This window comes from Streptomyces sp. NPDC005141, from assembly GCF_053599975.1.
The window spans coordinates 1-17,146 of sequence record NZ_JBSFYW010000106.1 but is presented as its reverse complement, the minus strand read 5'-3'; the positions used below and the strand labels follow the sequence as shown (position 1 = coordinate 17,146).

21 protein-coding genes and 2 pseudogenes are annotated in these 17,146 nt (G+C 69.4%); 13 read left to right on the top strand and 10 right to left on the bottom strand.

Features of this window, described 5'->3' with window-relative positions; translation table 11 throughout:
* The first annotated feature begins 330 nt into the window (after positions 1 to 330).
* Positions 331 to 627 (top strand): hypothetical protein, encoded by a 297-nt coding sequence (locus ACWD68_RS40180; RefSeq protein ID WP_451811414.1) that lies wholly within the window; start codon positions 331 to 333, stop codon positions 625 to 627.
* Positions 628 to 707: 80 nt separating this feature from the next.
* Here ACWD68_RS40180 and ACWD68_RS40175 read toward each other — a convergent pair whose 3' ends face one another.
* On the bottom strand, positions 708 to 815 hold the full coding sequence (locus ACWD68_RS40175; protein ID WP_451811416.1) for a hypothetical protein: 108 nt from the start codon (positions 813 to 815) through the stop codon (positions 708 to 710).
* A 28-nt stretch (positions 816 to 843) separates the two neighbouring features.
* Between ACWD68_RS40175 and ACWD68_RS40170 the strand changes: the two are divergent.
* Positions 844 to 1,038: pseudogene (locus ACWD68_RS40170) on the top strand (IS5/IS1182 family transposase); the annotation flags it as partial.
* Positions 1,039 to 1,053: 15 nt separating this feature from the next.
* Here the strand turns inward: ACWD68_RS40170 and ACWD68_RS40165 are convergent.
* Together ACWD68_RS40165 and ACWD68_RS40160 are read right to left on the bottom strand one after the other, a co-directional pair.
* Positions 1,054 to 1,662, bottom strand: a complete 609-nt coding sequence (locus ACWD68_RS40165) for a DNA cytosine methyltransferase (protein ID WP_451811413.1) — start codon at positions 1,660 to 1,662, stop codon at positions 1,054 to 1,056.
* Positions 1,663 to 1,669: 7 nt separating this feature from the next.
* Complete coding sequence (locus tag ACWD68_RS40160; protein ID WP_451811412.1) at positions 1,670 to 2,278, bottom strand: hypothetical protein; 609 nt, start codon at positions 2,276 to 2,278, stop codon at positions 1,670 to 1,672.
* An 89-nt stretch (positions 2,279 to 2,367) separates the two neighbouring features.
* Between ACWD68_RS40160 and ACWD68_RS40155 the strand changes: the two genes are divergently transcribed.
* The 3 genes from ACWD68_RS40155 (at position 2,368) to ACWD68_RS40145 (ending at position 7,383) form a co-directional block, all read left to right on the top strand.
* Entirely contained in the window at positions 2,368 to 2,709 is a 342-nt protein-coding gene (locus ACWD68_RS40155; RefSeq protein WP_451811411.1) for a CU044_2847 family protein, read from the top strand.
* A complete protein-coding gene (locus tag ACWD68_RS40150; protein ID WP_451811410.1) occupies positions 2,688 to 6,791 on the top strand; it encodes a HEAT repeat domain-containing protein in 4,104 nt (1,367 codons plus the stop codon). The genes ACWD68_RS40155 and ACWD68_RS40150 overlap by 22 nt, the downstream gene beginning before the upstream one ends.
* 121 nt (positions 6,792 to 6,912) lie before the next feature.
* Positions 6,913 to 7,383: a transposase gene (locus ACWD68_RS40145; protein WP_451811409.1), complete on the top strand. Its 471-nt coding sequence runs from the start codon at positions 6,913 to 6,915 to the stop codon at positions 7,381 to 7,383.
* Positions 7,384 to 7,415: 32 nt separating this feature from the next.
* Here the strand turns inward: ACWD68_RS40145 and ACWD68_RS40140 are convergent, their stop codons facing one another.
* The 3 genes from ACWD68_RS40140 to ACWD68_RS40130 all read right to left on the bottom strand — a co-directional run bounded on the left by ACWD68_RS40140 (position 7,416) and on the right by ACWD68_RS40130 (position 8,967).
* Positions 7,416 to 8,078 carry a carotenoid oxygenase family protein gene (locus ACWD68_RS40140; protein ID WP_451811415.1) on the bottom strand — a complete coding sequence of 221 codons (663 nt, stop codon included), beginning with the start codon at positions 8,076 to 8,078 and terminating at the stop codon, positions 7,416 to 7,418.
* 146 nt (positions 8,079 to 8,224) lie between these two features.
* Positions 8,225 to 8,416, bottom strand: coding sequence for a hypothetical protein (locus ACWD68_RS40135; protein WP_451811408.1), 192 nt, complete (start codon positions 8,414 to 8,416; stop codon positions 8,225 to 8,227).
* Entirely contained in the window at positions 8,413 to 8,967 is a 555-nt protein-coding gene (locus ACWD68_RS40130) for a hypothetical protein (RefSeq protein ID WP_451811407.1), read from the bottom strand. The genes ACWD68_RS40135 and ACWD68_RS40130 overlap by 4 nt, the downstream gene beginning before the upstream one ends.
* A 94-nt stretch (positions 8,968 to 9,061) precedes the next feature.
* Here ACWD68_RS40130 and ACWD68_RS40125 point away from each other — a divergent pair, with 94 nt between their 5' ends.
* From ACWD68_RS40125 to ACWD68_RS40115, 3 genes are all read left to right on the top strand, one after another.
* Complete coding sequence (locus ACWD68_RS40125; protein WP_451811406.1) at positions 9,062 to 9,574, top strand: PadR family transcriptional regulator; 513 nt, start codon at positions 9,062 to 9,064, stop codon at positions 9,572 to 9,574.
* Positions 9,575 to 9,727: 153 nt separating this feature from the next.
* Positions 9,728 to 9,994: a hypothetical protein gene (locus ACWD68_RS40120; RefSeq protein ID WP_451811405.1), complete on the top strand. Its 267-nt coding sequence runs from the start codon at positions 9,728 to 9,730 to the stop codon at positions 9,992 to 9,994.
* Between the two features lie 115 nt (positions 9,995 to 10,109).
* Positions 10,110 to 10,307 carry a hypothetical protein gene (locus tag ACWD68_RS40115; protein ID WP_451811404.1) on the top strand — a complete coding sequence of 66 codons (198 nt, stop codon included), beginning with the start codon at positions 10,110 to 10,112 and terminating at the stop codon, positions 10,305 to 10,307.
* Between the two features lie 438 nt (positions 10,308 to 10,745).
* On the opposite strand, the gene ACWD68_RS40110 is transcribed toward ACWD68_RS40115, so the two are convergent.
* The 3 genes from ACWD68_RS40110 to ACWD68_RS40100 all read right to left on the bottom strand — a co-directional run bounded on the left by ACWD68_RS40110 (position 10,746) and on the right by ACWD68_RS40100 (position 11,892).
* Entirely contained in the window at positions 10,746 to 10,940 is a 195-nt protein-coding gene (locus ACWD68_RS40110) for a hypothetical protein (RefSeq protein ID WP_451811403.1), read from the bottom strand.
* A gap of 317 nt (positions 10,941 to 11,257) precedes the next feature.
* The gene (locus ACWD68_RS40105) at positions 11,258 to 11,425 is read right to left on the bottom strand and encodes a DUF5958 family protein (protein WP_451811402.1); all 168 of its coding nucleotides are present in this window, start codon (positions 11,423 to 11,425) and stop codon (positions 11,258 to 11,260) included.
* Positions 11,426 to 11,511: 86 nt separating this feature from the next.
* Positions 11,512 to 11,892 carry a DUF5958 family protein gene (locus tag ACWD68_RS40100; RefSeq protein ID WP_451811401.1) on the bottom strand — a complete coding sequence of 127 codons (381 nt, stop codon included), beginning with the start codon at positions 11,890 to 11,892 and terminating at the stop codon, positions 11,512 to 11,514.
* A gap of 710 nt (positions 11,893 to 12,602) precedes the next feature.
* On the opposite strand from ACWD68_RS40100, the gene ACWD68_RS40095 reads away from it, so the two are divergent.
* From ACWD68_RS40095 to ACWD68_RS40080, 4 genes and pseudogenes are all read left to right on the top strand, one after another.
* Positions 12,603 to 12,779, top strand: a complete 177-nt coding sequence (locus ACWD68_RS40095) for a hypothetical protein (protein WP_451811400.1) — start codon at positions 12,603 to 12,605, stop codon at positions 12,777 to 12,779.
* Between the two features lie 161 nt (positions 12,780 to 12,940).
* Positions 12,941 to 13,249, top strand: a pseudogene (locus ACWD68_RS40090) (TetR family transcriptional regulator); the annotation flags it as partial.
* Between the two features lie 138 nt (positions 13,250 to 13,387).
* Entirely contained in the window at positions 13,388 to 13,987 is a 600-nt protein-coding gene (locus ACWD68_RS40085) for an RNA polymerase sigma factor (RefSeq protein WP_451811399.1), read from the top strand.
* A complete protein-coding gene (locus tag ACWD68_RS40080; protein ID WP_451811398.1) occupies positions 13,984 to 14,952 on the top strand; it encodes a CU044_5270 family protein in 969 nt (322 codons plus the stop codon). Before ACWD68_RS40085 ends, ACWD68_RS40080 begins: the two co-directional genes overlap by 4 nt.
* A 471-nt stretch (positions 14,953 to 15,423) precedes the next feature.
* Here ACWD68_RS40080 and ACWD68_RS40075 read toward each other — a convergent pair whose 3' ends face one another.
* Positions 15,424 to 15,894 (bottom strand): tyrosine-type recombinase/integrase, encoded by a 471-nt coding sequence (locus tag ACWD68_RS40075; protein ID WP_451811397.1) that lies wholly within the window; start codon positions 15,892 to 15,894, stop codon positions 15,424 to 15,426.
* A gap of 576 nt (positions 15,895 to 16,470) precedes the next feature.
* On the opposite strand from ACWD68_RS40075, the gene ACWD68_RS40070 reads away from it, so the two are divergent.
* On the top strand, positions 16,471 to 16,644 hold the full coding sequence (locus ACWD68_RS40070) for a hypothetical protein (protein ID WP_451811396.1): 174 nt from the start codon (positions 16,471 to 16,473) through the stop codon (positions 16,642 to 16,644).
* Positions 16,645 to 17,146 lie beyond the last annotated feature (502 nt).

Here is a 17,146-nt window from a genome sequence, read left to right as displayed (position 1 = left end):
CGCGAAGCCGCTGCGGCACCGACGCTTTTGCAGCAAGGCACACCGCCGCAGGGTCCGAATCTTCAAGGCCGTGCTGGGGGTCTTGGACGGCCTGTAGTAGCTAGGCCGTGTCTCTCTGGTCAGGTCAGGCCCGGGGCGCCCGGCATCGCGGGCTGATCCGAAGGACACGTCCCAGGCGGACCGAATGCGCGGGCAAGGGCGCCGAGTCGGCCGTTGACAGCCGAGTTTCGTAGGCAAACCGTTGTCGGCACGTCGTTGCCCGGCAGGCCCGTCACCCGCATCCTGACGGTGCAGCACGATCACGATGAAGAGAATGAAGGTTTTGCGCACATGCAGCAGATCCCCGACCTCGGAAAGAACTCGCTTGGCAAGCCGGATCCGTGGGCCAGGGTCCGAGGGCTCGCCTGGTGGCAGTTGGTCCTCTCGATCGTGCCGATCCTCCTGCTGTCGGTCGGCGGGGCGATAGGCGGGGCCATCGGGGCGGCGGGCCTCTTCGCGAACCTCTCCCTCGCCCGCAAACCGTTCGGGACGCCGGTCAAGCTCCTGGCGATGCTGGGCGTGATACTCGCCTCCTATCTGGGGTACCTCCTCGTCGTGGGTCTCGCCTACAACCTGCTCAAGGGCTGACCCCCTCCGGCCGGGAATCCTGATCTCGGCGGCAGGGGCGACGGGCCCGGGGTAACTCGCCCCGTCCCGTGTCCTTCGGATCAGGGCCCGGGGCGTCCGGCCCTGATCCACCGGCCCGCCGCGCCCGACCGCACGTAGCCCGGACCGCCCGCGTCCGACTTGTGGCACAGCCCCAGGGCGTGGCCCAGCTCGTGTGCCGCGATCTGTCGACGCTTCCGCGAACGGCGAGGCCGTCACGGCGGCCGCCCACCCGGCTTCGACCGCGAGACCTACAAGCAACGGGACACCGTCGAACGCTGCATCAACCGCCTCAAGCAGTGGCAGGGCCTGGCCACACGAACCGACAAACTCGCCATCGCCTATCAGGCCGCGCTCCACCTCGCCGGCATCCTCATCTGGACCCGACACTGACCAAAGAGACAGAACCTAGGCCGCGTGGGCTGCGGTGCCGGCCAGTGCGGCGGTGACGCGTTCACCGATCCACTGGGCGACGTTGCAGGACACGGCGTTTCCGGCCTGCATGGTCTGCTCGCCCTTGTTGCCGTGGACGATGTAGTCGGCCGGGAAGCGCTGCGCGAGCAGCTGCTCGCGCGGCTGGATCATCCGGTAGTGGCAGTCGTCCAGCTCCGGTGCCGGGCCGAGCAGTCCGGCGGAGTCCTTCGTACCGAGGGTGTGCAGCGGCTCGCCGGCCGACTTGGCGAGCGCGTTGCGGTAGGGGATGACGAGCCAGTGGTGCCGCCCCTGCCCGGTCACCGTGTCGACCGGCGCGGAGACCGGGCGGGCGGTGGCGTTGCGGCGCAGCGTGACGATGAACGAGTCGTCGACCGGCGGCGGGGTGAGCAGGGCCTCGAATCCCTTGGGGTTGGCCAGCCTGGTGCGCATCGGCTCGCCCGTGGGGGTGGGCTGGGTGTTCCAGGTTCCGCCGGTCGGTACGAGGACCGCGTCTCCGATCTTCACCGTGCGGGCCGCGAGCGGCGCCGTGTCGGCGGGGACCGCGCGGCCGTCGTGCCCGCCGTGGTTGACGGTAAGGACCATCCGGGCTTCACCGAGCAGGTTCAGCCCGGTGCGGATGCGCTTGACCGTGTTCGCGGCCAGCGGGCGCAGCCCGTGCGCCGCGGTCGCCGATCCGCACTCCCTGCTGCTTGTACTTGCCCACCCGACGGCCGTTGCGCCAGATCTGCACCGCTCCAACGTCCTCACCGCAGGCGGTGCAGTACGCCAACGGCGACGGTGTCAGGTCCGGGACGGGAACGTCGGTGCGGGTGAACGTGATGTAAATCCGGTCCCGCCACTGCGGAGCGGGCAGGTTGTCTCCTCCACCAACGTGGGCGGAGGAGACGGAAACTACCTGCGAGCGGTAGCCGAGCAGTTCCATGCCGCCGCGCCACCAGTCGAACAGCTCCCAGTCGACAGCGAATTCGAGGACGTTCTCGCACAGCACGGCGGCGTAACGGTGGACTTCCGTCGCGCGGATCACGTCGTAGGCGGTAGCCCGGGTGCGTTCCCAGCCCGCGTCTTCCACGCGCCCGTACTCCCCCAGCTCGAGGGCGAGCTGTCCGTGCGTGCGGCGCCTGCCGCCGGCCGGGGAGATCGGCGCGCTCGCCTGACCGCCGAGTCCCGCCGCGCGCAGGGGGTTATCTCCGGCGGCCACGCGCTGTCAGTGGGCTGTGCCACGATGTCGTTACGGCCCGCTCCGGGCTCATCACAGACGTTCGGGCCGATGCCTGGAGGGGGCGCACGATGACAGAGGACGACCGCACCATGAGAGAGACCGTGGTGGTCCCGGTGACCCAGGACGGGGTGCGCATCCAGGTGTTCGCGGACTCCACCGAGTCCGCAGCGGACGGCGAGGAGACCGAGATCGGCGCCCGTCGCCCAGGCCTCGACCAGGTCATGTCCGGGCTGAACGCGGTGGCGCGGGCCGTGGGCGAGCAAGCCCGGCAGAGCACGGCGAGCAAGGTGACGCTGGAATTCGGCTGCGACATCGCCCTGGAGTCGGGCTCTCTGGTGGCCGCCATCGGCAAGGCGAGCGCCAAGTCGGCGTTCAAGGTCACGCTCGAATGGGACAGCACCTCGGCGTGACGGCCCTTCCCCCGGGGTGGCAGGAGTCGGCGCTGGCGGACTCCGTCGTCGCGCTCGAAGTGCCCTCGCCCGACGGCGATCCGCTCGCCGTGGGTACCGGTTTCTTCGTGGCGCCCGGCGTGGTGGCCACGTGCGCCCACGTGGTGGCCGCCTCGGCGGCGGAGTTGCCGCGCAGGATCGTGGGCCGCATCGCCTCGCGCTCGCTGGTCCTGGAACTCCAGGCACGTCCGGAGCAGTACTTCCTGACCCCGGGGGACGGGCTCGACCTGGCATTCCTCCAGGTCACCGACGCCGACCGGCGGGAGAGCCCCGCCGCCCTACCTCTGTCGGACCGGCTGGCCGTCGGGGACGCGCTGTGGACCCATGGGCACCCGTCCGGCATGTTCCGCGCCGGGCAGTCCGCGACCTTCACCTACGAGGGCACGTCTGCCCGTGCATTCGAGCGGCCGAACAGCCTGCACCGGCTGCGCGGCGCGGTGGTGACCGCCGGGTTTAGCGGCAGTCCCGTACTCAACCGCCGGACGGGGTGCGTGGCCGGCATGCTCACCACCGCCGACCGGACCGGCAGTTCGCACATGGTTGGGGCGCGTGAGCTGACCGCCCGGCTCGATCCCGGCTGGTGCGACAGCCGGTGGAGCGCCGACTGTCGGACCTGGCTGGGCACGCTGTCGGACGCGCAGATCGAGGCGGGCGGCTGGCCCTTCCTCGGACCACAGCTGCGCGAGTTCCTAGACATCTCCGCGCGGGCCGCCCGGGAGCACCCGTACCCAGGCGTGGTCCCCGGCACGGTGCCGCCGCCGCTGTCCTCGGTCTATGTCCACCAGCACGCAACGGTGTATCGGGGCTTCGACTCGGTGCCGGGCGACGGAATGCGGACCCCCGCCGACGGGCTCCTGGACGACCCCGACGACGTAATCGTCTTCGGGGGACCGGGCTTCGGGAAGTCCAGTCTGCTGCGGTCCTGGATCACCACCATCGCCCGCAGGTGGACCGAGGAGCATTTCTACCACTCGGTCCCCGTCCTGGTAAGGGCCGCAGACCTGGTCGGCGACCGGCCCTTCGCGAGCCTCCTGCACGACGCCGTCTCACGGGAGCTGAGCGGCGCCGGGCTGGTCAGCCCTATCCGCGAGGACCTCTTCGCCTCTCCCCCGGCGCCGGGTGTGCGCTGGTTGCTGCTGGTGGACGGCGTGGACGAGGTGATGAGCCCGGAGGAGCGGCAGCGCGTTCTCGGCAAGCTCGCCTCGATCCGGGAACAGGACGCGTACGCGCACCAGTTCCGGTTCGTCCTGGCGACCAGGCCCACCCTCGACGTCCGGGACATACCGGAACCTCGATTTCGCTGCTGCTCGTTGCTGCCCTTCGACCTCCAGCAGCTGCCCGGGTTTGCCCGCGCCTGGTTCACCGCCCTGGGCCTGCCGGAGCCAGAGGCGAGGACCACTGCCTTCCTGGATCACGTCAGGATCCCCAGCGTGCGGCACCTGGCGACGGTGCCGCTGATGGCGACCATGCTCTGCCAGTTGCACGCCGACTCCGGCCAGGAGCCGCTGCCCCGGGGCCGCTGGGCGCTGTACACGCGGTTCATGGACCTGCTCCGCGCCAAGCAGTACGACGAGCGGGCGGCCAACGTGCTGGAGCAGGTGCACGCCGTGCTGGACCGCCACGGCGCCGAGGGGGCCCGCGCGGCGGAAGGACTCGGCGCCCTGGCGGATCACGTCCTGCGGGAGCTGGCGCTGGCCAAGTACGGCGGAGACATCACACCCGAGCGGCAGCTGATCGAACGGTGGACGGGCCACCTGCGACCCGCCTCGCTCCATGCCGAGCGGTGGAACGCACTGTGCGAGGAATTACTGCTGCGCGGCGGGCTCGTCGTCCGGCGGGGCGGCGGCCTGGAGTTCGTCCACCAGACGCTGCTCGAACACCTCGCGGCGCAGGCCACGGTTGGGGACCCTGAGCGGAACCGGACCGCCTACCGCTCGATCATCGGCGGCTGGCCGCGCAGACGTCGGGTGGCCCCGCTGGCCGCCGTCGAGAGTCCCTATGTCGACTTCCTCATCTCCTCCTGGTCCGGCCGTCCGGGGTTCGCGCGGCTGCTCGCGCACTGGTCCAGGGAGCCGCACGGCGCCCAGTACGTCGCCCGGCTGAGCAGCGAGGGCGCCACCCTTCCCCGGCGGGTGCTGCGGGTGGCCACGCGGGAACTGTTCGCGGTGGTCCGCGACGAGCGGCGCGACCCGTTTACCCGGCTGCAGGCCGCTCGGGCGCTGGTGGACCTCGGGGACGCCCGGGGCACCGCGGAGATCTCCTCGTTCGCGGCCTTCCCCACGCACGACCTGGGATCCCGGCTGCACGCCGCGGAGATGCTCGCGGACCTCGGCGCCCCAGACGCCCATGAGCTGCCGGTCTCCGTCGCCAGCAACCAGGAAGCAGACGCGGGGCGCAGGATCAGGGCCGCCGAGATCCTGGGCCGGCTCGGTGACGAGCGCGGCGCGCGGGCACTGGCGGACCTCGCCCGGTCCTCGGAGACCTGGTGGGTGGACCGGCTGCGCGCCGCGGAGTCCCTGGACCGGACCGCGCCCGACAATGCCGTTGCCATCCTGCTCGGCATCGCCGTCGACGGCCGGACCCTCCCCCATGTCCGGTCCGCCGCGGTGGAAGCGCTCTCTCGGCTCCACCCGCACTTCGCCTTCCGGTACCTGCGCGAGGCCGCCGGGAACCGGGAGCACCCGGTGTCCTCCCGGAACCGGGCGCTGGAGGCCCTGGAATGGCTGGGCGGAAAGGACTCAGTCGAGTTCCTGGCCCGGATCGCCCAGGACCCCTCGGAGGACCGCCTCCTGCGGTTGTCGGCCGCCGACGGACTCTCCCGGCTCCGGGACCCCCGCGTCGTGGACACCCTGGCCCACCTGCTGAACGGGCCGTCCGACGAGCCAGCGCTGATCCTGCGGGCGGCCGAGGCGCTGGCCCGGCACGGCGACCCCAGAGCGGCCGACGCGCTGGCCGCGATCGCGGCGATGGAGCGGCTGACCGGACCGGAGCGACTCCAGGCGGGCCGGGCCCTGCTCTCCCTCTCCGACCCGCGCGGCCAGGACGTCCTGTACACCCTGGCCAGCGACCCCGCAGTCGAGGTCGAGCTGCGTCTCCAGGCCGCCGAGGCGCTAGACGGCGTACGGGATCCGCGGGCGCTATACCCGCTCACCGTCATCGCGCTGCATCCTTCGGCGCCCCGGGCATCGCAAATCCTGGCCGCCGAACACCTCGACCAGTTCCGCACCCGCAAGGCCGCCGACGCCTTGCTGTCTGTACTGGTCAACCCGGAACTGCTGGAGGAGATGCGGGTGCGGGCCGGCACGCTCCTGGCGGACCTCGGCGACGGCCGGGCACGCCACTGCCTGGAGCGGCTCACCCAGTCGGCGTTCGGTCCAGCGGCGCGGATCCGCGCCGCCAGCGCGCTGGGCAAGATCGCCCCGGAGGACGGGTGCCGGGCACTGGAGGAGCTACTGACGGACGTGTCAGTCGACGCGGATTCGTGCGTCCGGGCACTGGAGACCCTGTGCCGGGCGCACCCGGAGCGGGCCAGGCAGGTGCTGCCCGACGTGGCGGCCGACACCCACCAGGAGACGGCGGTTCGGCTCCGCGCGCTGGCGCTGACCCGGGGTCGCCTGCTGCCGGAGACGAGTGCCGCCCACCGGGCGATCGCCGCCGCCCGGCACGCGTCAGCGAAGGTTCGCGGGGGCGCGGTCCAGGTTTTGCAGCACATGGGCGGCGCGGACGCCCTGGACCTGCTCGAACGGCTAGCCACGGAGGAACCCAACCGCTACCTCCAGACCAAGGTGCTGATCGCCCTGGCTCAGCTGCAGCATGCACCGGCGGCAGCCGCAGCTCGGGACTTCGTGTCCGATCCCAAGGTGCCGATGCAGAACAAGTTCGAGGTGCTCCAGGTGCTGGCTGGCTCCCCGGTCGGGGAGCTGCGCCGGGTCGTCCGGGACGTCTCGCTCGGTGCGGTCCCCTCCGTTCTGCTGCAGAACCACTGCAGCGCACTGCTCGCGAAGGCACGCAGACCCGGCCCCCGCAGGGTCGGCGCCGACTGACCGCGCGAAGGCCACCGTTCCCAGCTTGCGGCGTTCGCGGATGGACAGGTGCTACTGCGCTCCACGCAGGGAACGAAGATGACCGGCTCGTCGCTGTCGACGTCGCCCGCGACGCGGCAGGGTGGTTCAGGGAGTATGTCCAGCCAGCCCGGACTGCTCAACCGGGCTCTCTAGCAAGCTTCAGCGTCGTGATCGCGAGCCTTGCCCCGACGAGCTGTGGGATCGGATAGCCCCGCTGTTGCCAGCGCGGCCCGTACGACGGCATGGCCACCCCGGGCGGCTCCCGGTACCGGACCGGGTCGCGCTGACTGGCATCGTCTACGTCTTACGGAAAGGCGCGGCCCGGCGCGACGTACCGAGTGAGTTGGTGGGTTGCTCCGGAGTGACGGCCTGGCGCCGGCTGCGGGACTGGACCGAGGCGGGCGTCTGGCCCGGTCAGCATGCCGCGCTGTTGACCGAACTGCGCCGCGCGGACTTGCTGAACCTGGACGACTGCGCCGTGGACGGATCGCACGTCCGGGCTCTCAAGGGGGGATCACCTCGGCCCCCCCGCCCCTCGACCGCGCCCGCCCCGGCTCCAAGCACCACTTGATCGTCGACCGCTGCAACACCGCCTTGACGGCATCATCGACCGGGGGAAGTGCCGGGACGGTCGTCGCACTGCTCCTCGCGGACCGTCCCGGTGGCTGCGTCGATCGTCCACTTCCAGAGCACGGCCTCCTGCCTGCGGTCGATGACGTCGCCGGTGCGCCGCCACAGCTCGGGGTAGCGCATCACGTGCAGCACGATGGTGCCGTCCGGCGCGTCGCAGGCGTTGAGCGGGTGGAAGACGTAGCACGGGTCGATGCCGAACCAACGCACCTCGCCGTACGGGTCGTTGCGGCGCAGCACCCCCTGCCGGGCGCCGTAGCCGTCGTCCCAGTGGTAGGGCATGGTCCCGGCCATGGCCAGGTCCCGGTCGAATACGACGGACAGGTCCATGAAGACGACGTGCTCCGCGGTGACGTTGAAGTCGTGCATCATCGTCGGCCTGGGCAACTCGACCGGCCTGCTGATCACCAGATCGCCCGAGGCGTCGGCCCGACGGTAGGTGAGATACGGGGCCTCCAGCATCCCGTAGCCGAAGAAGCGCATCTCCCCGGTGTCCGGGCACACCCTCGGGTGCGCGGTCACCGCGGTGTCCAGCTTCCCGCCGAAGTCGTATGCGCCGACCGTGTCCAGGTCGCGGGTGAGCTCGTAGGGCGCGGCCGTCTCGACCGGGGCGAGGGTCCGGCTCGCGTGCCGGATGACGTGGGTGTTGGCCGGGTCCGCGCGGCCACCCTCCTGCCGGAGCCGGTGCGGCGTCGGCCGGGCGTCGTCGGTGAAGCTGCGGGTGCGTTCTCAGCGGTTACGGTACGAGACGGCCCGGCCGCCCTCCAGCCGGACGCCGTGGATCATGCCGTCGCCGAAGAACCAGTGTCCGGAGGCAGCGCAGCGTCGGCCGGGTTCGGCCCAATGCGGAGGTACCAGCCGGCGAGCTCGTCCGGGATCCGCCCGGTCATCGGCAGATCGTAGGCGGTGAGTTCTTCGCCGACCGGGGCGTAGTTGCCCGCCAGGCGCGGCCGGGCCTGCTGCGCGGAGGTCACCGGGCACCGGCCTTGGCCTGGACGTGGGCGACGTAGCGGACGGTGAAGATCATCGGGAGGACGAAGCCGGCGACCTGGATGAGCGCGGCGGGGGCCGAGTGGGCGTTTCCGGCGTGCGCCACGGAGGCGAGCACGACAGCGGTCAGGGCGAAGGCCGCGGTCCAGACGCCGGTGATGATGACGTTGGTCCGGATGAACGGCTTGAGCCCCCAGACCTCGCGCGGGGTGGTGCGCTTGGCAATGCCCAACGTGAACGGCTTGCCGATGGCCAGCGAGACCCCGGCGATGACCGCCAGCGTCCCCGCCGACAGCGCCGCCGAGTAGTCGTGCACGCTCGAGTCCGGGTTGGCGAAGGCGATGACGGCCAAGACGCCGAAGAAGACCGCGGAGCCGATCTCGATGATCAGCCCGTCCGGTCCGACGTCGGACCGTATCTGCTGGACGGTCACGGCCACCGCGACCACCAGGGCGGCCAGCGCCGCCCACTGCCAGCTGCCCGACGGCAGCGCGGCGAAGACGATCCAGGGGAGGAAGGTGCGCAGGTAGGACATGAGGTCTCCGCTTGCTTCAGTGATTCTATTGCGACATGTCGAAAGTAGAAGGTCATGGAGTGACATGTCAAGAGTGGAATGTAGACTGAGGGGCATGAGCCTTCGACACGCGCTGCTCGGGCTCCTCTCCGAGCGCCCCGCCAGCGGCTACGACCTGCTGAAACTGTTCGAGACGTCGCTGGCCACCGCCTGGCCGGCGACCCAGAGTCAGATCTATACCGAGCTGACCAAGCTGGCGGGCACAGGGCTGATCAAGGTGGCAGCCGAGGGTCCGCGAGGCCGCAAGGAGTACGCACTCACCGACGAGGGACTGGCCGAACTGCGGCACTGGCTGACCGAGACCAAGCCACAGCGGAACACCCGCAGCGACATTCTCCTGCGGGTGTTCTTTCTCGGGGTGCTCACGCCCGAGCAGGCACACGGCTACCTGGCCGAGCTCATCGAGCTGTCCGATCAGGGGTACCAGAGTCTGCGTCGGCTGGAGGAATCCGTCGACTGGGATGACGACAGTCTGTCGGTCTACGGCCGGATCGCCCTGGAGTACGGCCTGCGGTTCAACGCCATGCGCCGCGAGTGGGCCGAGTGGGCGGCCGACCAGATCCGGTGAGCGGTCGATCGCCGCGCAGCACATCGACACCGCGATCACCGGTGACGGACACACCCCACCTCCACCGATCCCGCCTTCTTGTCGGCGCATCTTCCGCTCTGGGCATCGATGCTGCATCAGCCGGTAGGAAGCATTGAGGCCACGTTCACGGCCGTGGCCAGCAGGCATGTGGCAGAGATCCGCTGGTCCTGTCTGGGATGGCCGGAGGTTCCGGAACGTGGCCTGTACGCGGAGTTCAATCACGCCGAGGTATCTGTGCTGTTCAACGCCGCCACCCGTGAACTTGACGAGCACATCGATGGGCACACTGTCCTCGTGCACGTCCGCCGCGGAAACGGCGACGGATACGAGGAACTCCATACAACCTGGCTGGCCGAACAGATCGGCCAGACCGTCATCGGTCCGCCGCAGCTGAGGTAGTTCCTTGACAACCTGACCGCACTCTGCGCCCCCAGACGCGCGCCAAATCAGATCACGGACCCTCGCTTTAGCCTCGCCACTGCGCACACGGAAACCCGGCTCGTATCGTGCCGGCATGCGCAATGAGAGGCACGATGAGCGGCTGGCGGACGCGGAGCTGGAGCTGTTCCTCCAGCATCTGCATCGGTTCGCCAACCATGACCTGGATCTCTTCACCCTCATGCAGGTGGGCGATCCTGAGTACCCCGCCTATGTGACCTTTGCAAGGGATCACGGGGCAGGCGTTGACCCCTCGGCCTTCCGGCGGCCGTAGAGAACCCCGGGCCGTGTCGAATGCGTGTCGAGGGATGTCCGACGCGGCATCAGGCATGGGAAAAGCACAGGTCAGAGCTAGTACCGCATGCAATGCGCTAAGCGCCTTCTAAACGCTCGGTCGTTCGGAACGTGCCACATCGTGTGGTCAAACACGGTCAATGACGGCTCGTCGCAGTCGAGATGCACTGTTCACCTGGGCTGCCGCTACGGCCGTAGTGACCTGGACGGACATGCCGACGACCACGTCCACACTTACAAGGCTGTGATCACAGTCTGCAGGTCAGTCATGATCTGTTGCGAGATCCTGCCTCCAAGGCGAGGGCCGCGAGATACTGCCGCTCTCACTCAGCGCAAAGCGTGATCACCAGAGCGACACTGGGGGGCCGGCACCCACCTCCGACCGTTGGGCCACGTCCACCGTGGCCCGCTGGCTTGATCAGATATCGCCGAGTACTTCCCGACGTGCAGCCTCGGCCTTGCGGTTGAGAGCGTTGGTCATCCGAACTGCGGCGATGGTGGCCAGGATGCCGAGCCCGAAGAAGAGCACCTCGGTGATCACGCTGATGACCGCGATGTCTCGAGTGGCATTGTGCACCGCATCGTGGCGATGTGGCCGTTCTGTGACGTGCATGAGAGTCCCTGTGGGGCCGAACCTGGGGGACGTGCCGCCCACCACCGATCTTGCCAAGGTTCAAAGGCTGCTGAACCACGACGTGGCCGGGAAACGGTGGCATATGGAGGAGGGGAAGGGTGCGGCACCGCAGAGTGGCGGGCCGTCTCCTCCGGATGACGCCGCCCATCTACTTCCACGGCTGGGCCGTCCCTGGGCCGTCCGAGGGCGCTCAGCAGGGACCAGCGACGACCACTCAGCCACACAAGAGCCCGGCCCTGAGCTGGAAAACCCCAGCTTCCCAAGCTCCCCGACAAGACCCAGGGCAAGAAGTCACCCTAGGTCGCATCCCGTGGCGGATCCGACAGATTGTGCCACTCGTGACCACACCCCCCGGCGCAATGCAGCGTTCTCCTGCGGGTATCCGCGACGCTGAAGAGGGCGACGAGCGGCGAAAGGACTTGGTGAGTTCGTAGACCGGAAGCGCTTCCATCCCGAAGCGCCACTTCGTGAGCATCACCGCCGGCGGGTGCGTGGGGCGAATGCCAGAACGCGCAATGCTCTCTGGCACATCGTCCTCGCAGGCACGGGCCTACCCGCAAAACAGCACCAGTGCATGCAAGACCTTGCGTCGGTCATCCTCCGACAAGCCCTCGAACCACTCGACACCCTCGGCAGTCGGTCTGAGCCCCTGTGCGAGTTCGTTCAGGATCACCTCGTGTGCGTACAACACCGGCTTCCTCCCTCGTGGTTTCAGACCGTCGGTACGTTCAGCGCGAAGGAGTGAATCCGGCGGGCTGGTTGAGGTGGAAGGCGGAGCCAGGAGCCGTCGGGGTCCAACCCTCACGCAGCGCAAGCCGAACAGCCGCGGCAACAGTGGACGGCAGTACAGGCGCAGCCTCGCGGCCGATCCAATTGCTCGGATGTGGCTGGTCGGTGGTGACCACAAGCGTCGTCCCCGAGGTGTCCGCATGCTCGACCGCGAACGTGCACGGCGACCAGGCCAGCCCCTGGAAGTACGTAGGCCTGCCCCGCAGCCGCCAGCGGTAGGCCCTGCCGTCGACAACGATTCTTCGCGATCCCTTGCGGACCAGTGCCATGACTCCCCCTTCAACAGCGACGATGCTAGCGACCCCGGCCTCGCCGCCCGTCTCAGTTTCCGTCTCATTCAGCACCGTTCACGGTCGTTCAGACAAGACCGAAGCCGGTGGCCGCTCCCACGGCCGAACGCCCATGAACGCAGGTGAACGGCCCCGCTCGAAGCCCCAGGCCCCACCACCACAGTTGGAAAACGTGTTGGCCCAACGCCCCCTCTCGGCTGGGGAGGGCGTCAGCTGCTTGTCTCCTGACCCCAGCGTTCCGGCCCCACCGAGGATCTCGCCGTCCACGCGCACGCGCCGGCCACCGGTGGGCGACGGCTGATGCACGATCACGCGAATCGGTCCGGACACGCCTTCAGCATCATCCGAGAAGTACGGCCCCGCATTCCAGGTGAGGAGGGGAGGGACCTCCTCGCCTGCGATGTTGTAATTCGGCTCCCGCCCACAGCTCGCGTCAGCTGGCCCTGTTCAGGTGGCCATCTGTCGGTGAGCGAACACACTCGCGCCCCCTTTGCACCGCGCTCTCGCCCTGGCTGCGGTGGAGGGAGGAACATAGGAGTTGAGCGAGCAAGGGAGGCCCGCCATGAAGACCGGAGCCTCGGACTACGACCGCTGGCTGTACTCTCACACGCCCTCCCAGGCCGAGGGCGAGCGTGACGAACCGGCCGAGAGAGCAGCCATGGAACAGCACCCCGACGTCCCCAGGACCGAGCCGTCCCAGGCGGAGGGCGAACGGGTGGAAGACACCAGGACCACCTAACCGTCGATAAGCGATCAATGGACGGCGCCTGAGTGTCTAACTGCGTGACAACGCCAACGTATGACGGCGGACAACGGCGCACGCCTGCGGACAGCCGCCGCAGGCGAGCAACCCACCGTCCTAGGTGGAGCATGCACTCAAGTTGCTTCGGGACGAAGGAGTCGTCGACTCGCCAGGCCAACGAGGGGTTCGCGAAGGTTGTCGCGGCGCGCGGCTCCTTCCAGGACCCGGCGCTCGACCTCGCCGACGAGCTCGCCGGGGACCGGGTCGGCGTGGAGCTGGAGTACGAGCTGTACCTCGCCGCGCTGCGCAATCCCGCGCTGCGCCCCGTCGCCGCCGAGTGGTGCCAGGAGCTGTCCGACGCCCTCGCCGAGCGCATCGATCCCGTCACGGCACGGGCCCTGGTCGCGCTCATGGACGGGATCTCACTGCAGGTGCTGCTCACGGGCGGGGTGTACGACGCCGGGTAAGCACGGGAGATGCTGGCGCGGCTGATCCCGTAGGGTCGCGCCCGCTCCCTGAGAAAATCCTGTGCGGCCGTGAACTCTTCGCGGGGCAGCGGGGAACAACGGGTGACACGCTCGACCCCACCCGCTGACGGAGGACCCGTGACCGGACCACCGGCGCTCGACCCCGGCGACGAGCGCGACGGCCATGTCATCGCGCAGTCCCTGGAACATCCGGAGCTGTTTGCCCGGCTCTACGACCGGTACGCACCCGACATCCACCGGTACGCGGCCCGGCGCCTCGGCGACCACGCGGCGGACGACGTCACGGCCGACACGTTCCTGACCGCGTTCCGGGTGCGTGCCCGCTACGACGCCTCGCGGGCCAGTGCCCGGCCCTGGCTGTACGGGATCGCCGCGCACCTCATCGGCAAGCAGCGCCGGAAGGAAGTACGCGGTCTGCGGGCGCTGGCCAGGACCGGCCAGGACCCCGTCGCGGCCGGCTGGGCCGAGGACACCGCGGACCTGGTTGCCGACCGCGCCCCGCTCGCGGACGCGCTCGCCGCGCTGTCCGCCGCCGACCGGCATGTGCTGCTGCTTGTGGCCTGGGCCGACCTGACCTACCAGGAGGTCGCCGAGGCGCTCGGCATACCCGTCGGGACCGTGCGGTCCCGGCTCAACCGGGCCCGCCGCAAGGTACGGGCCGCGCTGGGTGCCGGCCCGGCGTTTCTGGGCGAAGTGGCGGAGGTGGTCCGGCCGTGAAGGTGGACGAGATGAAGGACGTACGCGAGTTCCGGGCCGGGGCGCCGAAGCCCGACCGGGCGCGGCTCGCCGAGGGGCGGGACCGGCTGAGCAGCGCCGCGGGGCGTGGCCGGGGACGCAGGCTGCGGGCCGACTGGCGGCTCGCAGCGGTCGGGGCCGCCGCCGCGCTCACCGCGGTGGCCGTGCTGGCCTCCGGCCTCGGAGGGGGCGGCCACAGTGGTGCGGAGCGCACGGTGCCGGCTGCGACGGGTTCGGTGAAGGAGGTGCTGGAGCGGGCCGCGTCCACGGTGGAGCGGGCTGATCCGCCGCCCACGCCGCACGCGGGCCAGTGGGTCTACGAGAAGAAGCTCTCGGCCAGTCCCGAAGTCTGGCCCACGAGCGCCGCCGCCCAGCCCGAGCCGGAGCCGGAGCCCCAGGAGCACTGGGCGCGGTACGCGGACCCGCGCTTCGAGAACGGCAAGGAGGGCGACGACCGCTCCATGCGCGAACGGCTCCGCTTCCTCGACGAGCTGCCGGACGACCCGGCCGCCGTGCTGAAGAAGGTCCGCGCCTACTACCCGTCCGGGAAGGGCAGCCCCGAGTCCGAGGGGGAGGACGACATGCGTGCGCTGAGTGTGCTGTTCGCGTCCCAGCCCATCCCGCCGCAGGCGCTCGCCAAGCTGTACCGCGCGCTGGCCGCGGTCCCCGGCGTCGAGGTCACCGACCATCTCGTACGGGACCTCGCGGGCCGGGACGCCCTCGCGGTCGGGCACGACGAGAGGGGGCAGAAGGTCCGCCGCGAGATCCTGATCGACCCGCACACATACCAGTACCTCGGCGACCGATGGATCGTCGTCAAGGACTACAAGGATACGTTCCCGGGCGCCGACGACACCCCTGACCGGCCCTGGAAGGCGGGCGACCTCGTGTTCCAGAACGCGCTCCTGGCCACCGGAGTCGTCGACCACAAGGGCGACCGCCCCTGACATCCGGCGGGGGCGCCAAAGCTGTTCGCATGTACGACGAGATTGCGCGCGTGCTCGACGGCATCAAGGCTCCACCGCCGGCCACAATGACGACCTGGTGCGGTAGCGCAATGGTCCGCGGGCTCTCCCTGGTCTTGGTCTCACCGTGCCTACTGGTCGTCGGCCGCGACGCAGGGTGCTGCGCGTGGACGGCAGACGCAGAGGACCCACATCGCAGTCTCGCCCTGCCGATCTGGAGAAATCCTGGAGACGATCGCGATAGCGGCCTCGGGGCCCCATCGGAAACCGATGCGTCCCGATGCCCTGACCTGCATCTTTGACATAGCCCTCAGGGCGGCGATCTCCCAGGGCCTAATTCGGGACGAAGGGGTCGTGGGTTCAAATCCCGCCACCCCGACACAGTTCAGAGGCCCATTCGCGTGATCGCGAATGGGCCTCTGTCGTGCGTACAGCAGCGGAGTACAGCAACCGTTACGACCCTTGCCGACAGTCCTCCGCCGACGGCTCTTCCGCCCGCTCTTGCTGCTCGCGCTTCCCCTTCTTTTCTTTCTTCTGCTTGCTGCCGCCACCCAGCGCCTTGCCGAGCTTGCGAAGCGCCCGGCGGGTGTCGGCCGAGGGCACGTGCGTGTAGATCTCCATCGTGACCGCGATCTCCGAGTGACGGAGAATCTGCATCGCGATCCGGGGGTGAACGTCGAGGGCCGCCAGGAGTGAGGCGCAGGTGTGGCGGGTGTCGTGGACACGGATGCGGCGGACGCCGACGCGCTCGCAGCGACGGTCGAACTCGCGGGTGAATTTCCTCGGCTCGACCGGGGTGCCGTAGCGGGTGGTGACGACGAGATCTGACTCCGTCCACAGATCCTTGGCCCGCTCCTTCGCAGCCTGCTGCTCCTTCTGGCGGAGCCGTAGGGCCGTCAGGCAGATGTCAGGCAGCGGGAGCACCGCCTCCGCCGGAGGACCCGCTGTAGCTGGTGGCGAATGTGCAGCTCCGCCGGGCGCGCTTCCCGGCTCCGATCCGCGCGACGCTCCTGCCTTCGGCCCGCTCCGCGCGGGCTGCGCCGACGCGCGCCCTGGAGAAGGTTGGCCGGTGGCATGAGGTCAGAACCCGTCGTGGCCGGGGCGGTCGGTGAGTCATGGCATCGCCCCAGGTCACAATAAGTGTGGGGCGTAGTCATCCAGCCAGATCACATTCATTATGAGCGGCATGCAAAGTGTCCAGGTGGGAGCAAGAACCGGCAAGACGCGTAGATCGCTTGGCAATGCCTCGGTCTGCCTCTTCGCGCTGGGAAGTCTTAACGCGGGGCTCTACGTGGCCGAGTTGATCATGGGCGGGGACCGCTACGTCGCAATGCTCGAGTCCGCATCTGGCCTGCTGCTGGCGAGCTGGATTGCCGGAGCGGTGCACCTTCACCGAACCAGGAAGACAGAGAGGCAGAACCCCCAGGGAGGCTGATGCCACAGCGTCGGCCGACACCAGGGGTAGCCTCCAATCCGTTCCAAGGCCCCTGGAGGCGCCCAGTGCACACCATCGTTTTCCTGCTGCAGAGCACGCTCGGGCTTTGCGGCGGTCTGGTGTTCATGTGGGAAATGACCCGTCAGGCTTCGGGGCCAGGCTGGCGGAAGCCGCGGGTCTTCTCCGCAGTGGCGGCTGTGCTGCTCGCCGGGCTGCTCGCCGGGCTGCTCGCCGTCTAGGGACCGCCGGTCGACGTGCCCCTTGCGTGCCCGTTCGGTCGGGAAGCAGCGGGGAGTCACAGCCGTCGGCGGACAACGCTCACGAGCTGTGCAGCTCGGCGACAACCTGCCGGTACGCCTGATCCGACTCTGGACTGGGAGCTTCTGCCACCAGGCGAAACAGCGACTCCAGCATGGGTGGGTCGATACCCCACGCTTCATCCAGTCCGAATGCGAGCACGCACGGGCACACGCCACGGCCACAGGGCTACTGCAGCGACCTGACGCTGCTGGTCAAACGTCAGGGCCGCCAACCGCTCGTTCTGCCGCACGTCCCTTGTCAGCCCTTTCGATTCGCCTTCTCCACTTCCTCACTTCGCCCTCCGGCAGTGCAGGAGCCTGACAGATTGCGTGATCGCCAGGACAGTGGGAGTGTCATGAATCAGGTGTTGACCTCCTCGAAGGAGTGAGCCTGATGAGTACGACGACTGATCACCTGATCGGGGCCGTGGACAGCGTGTCG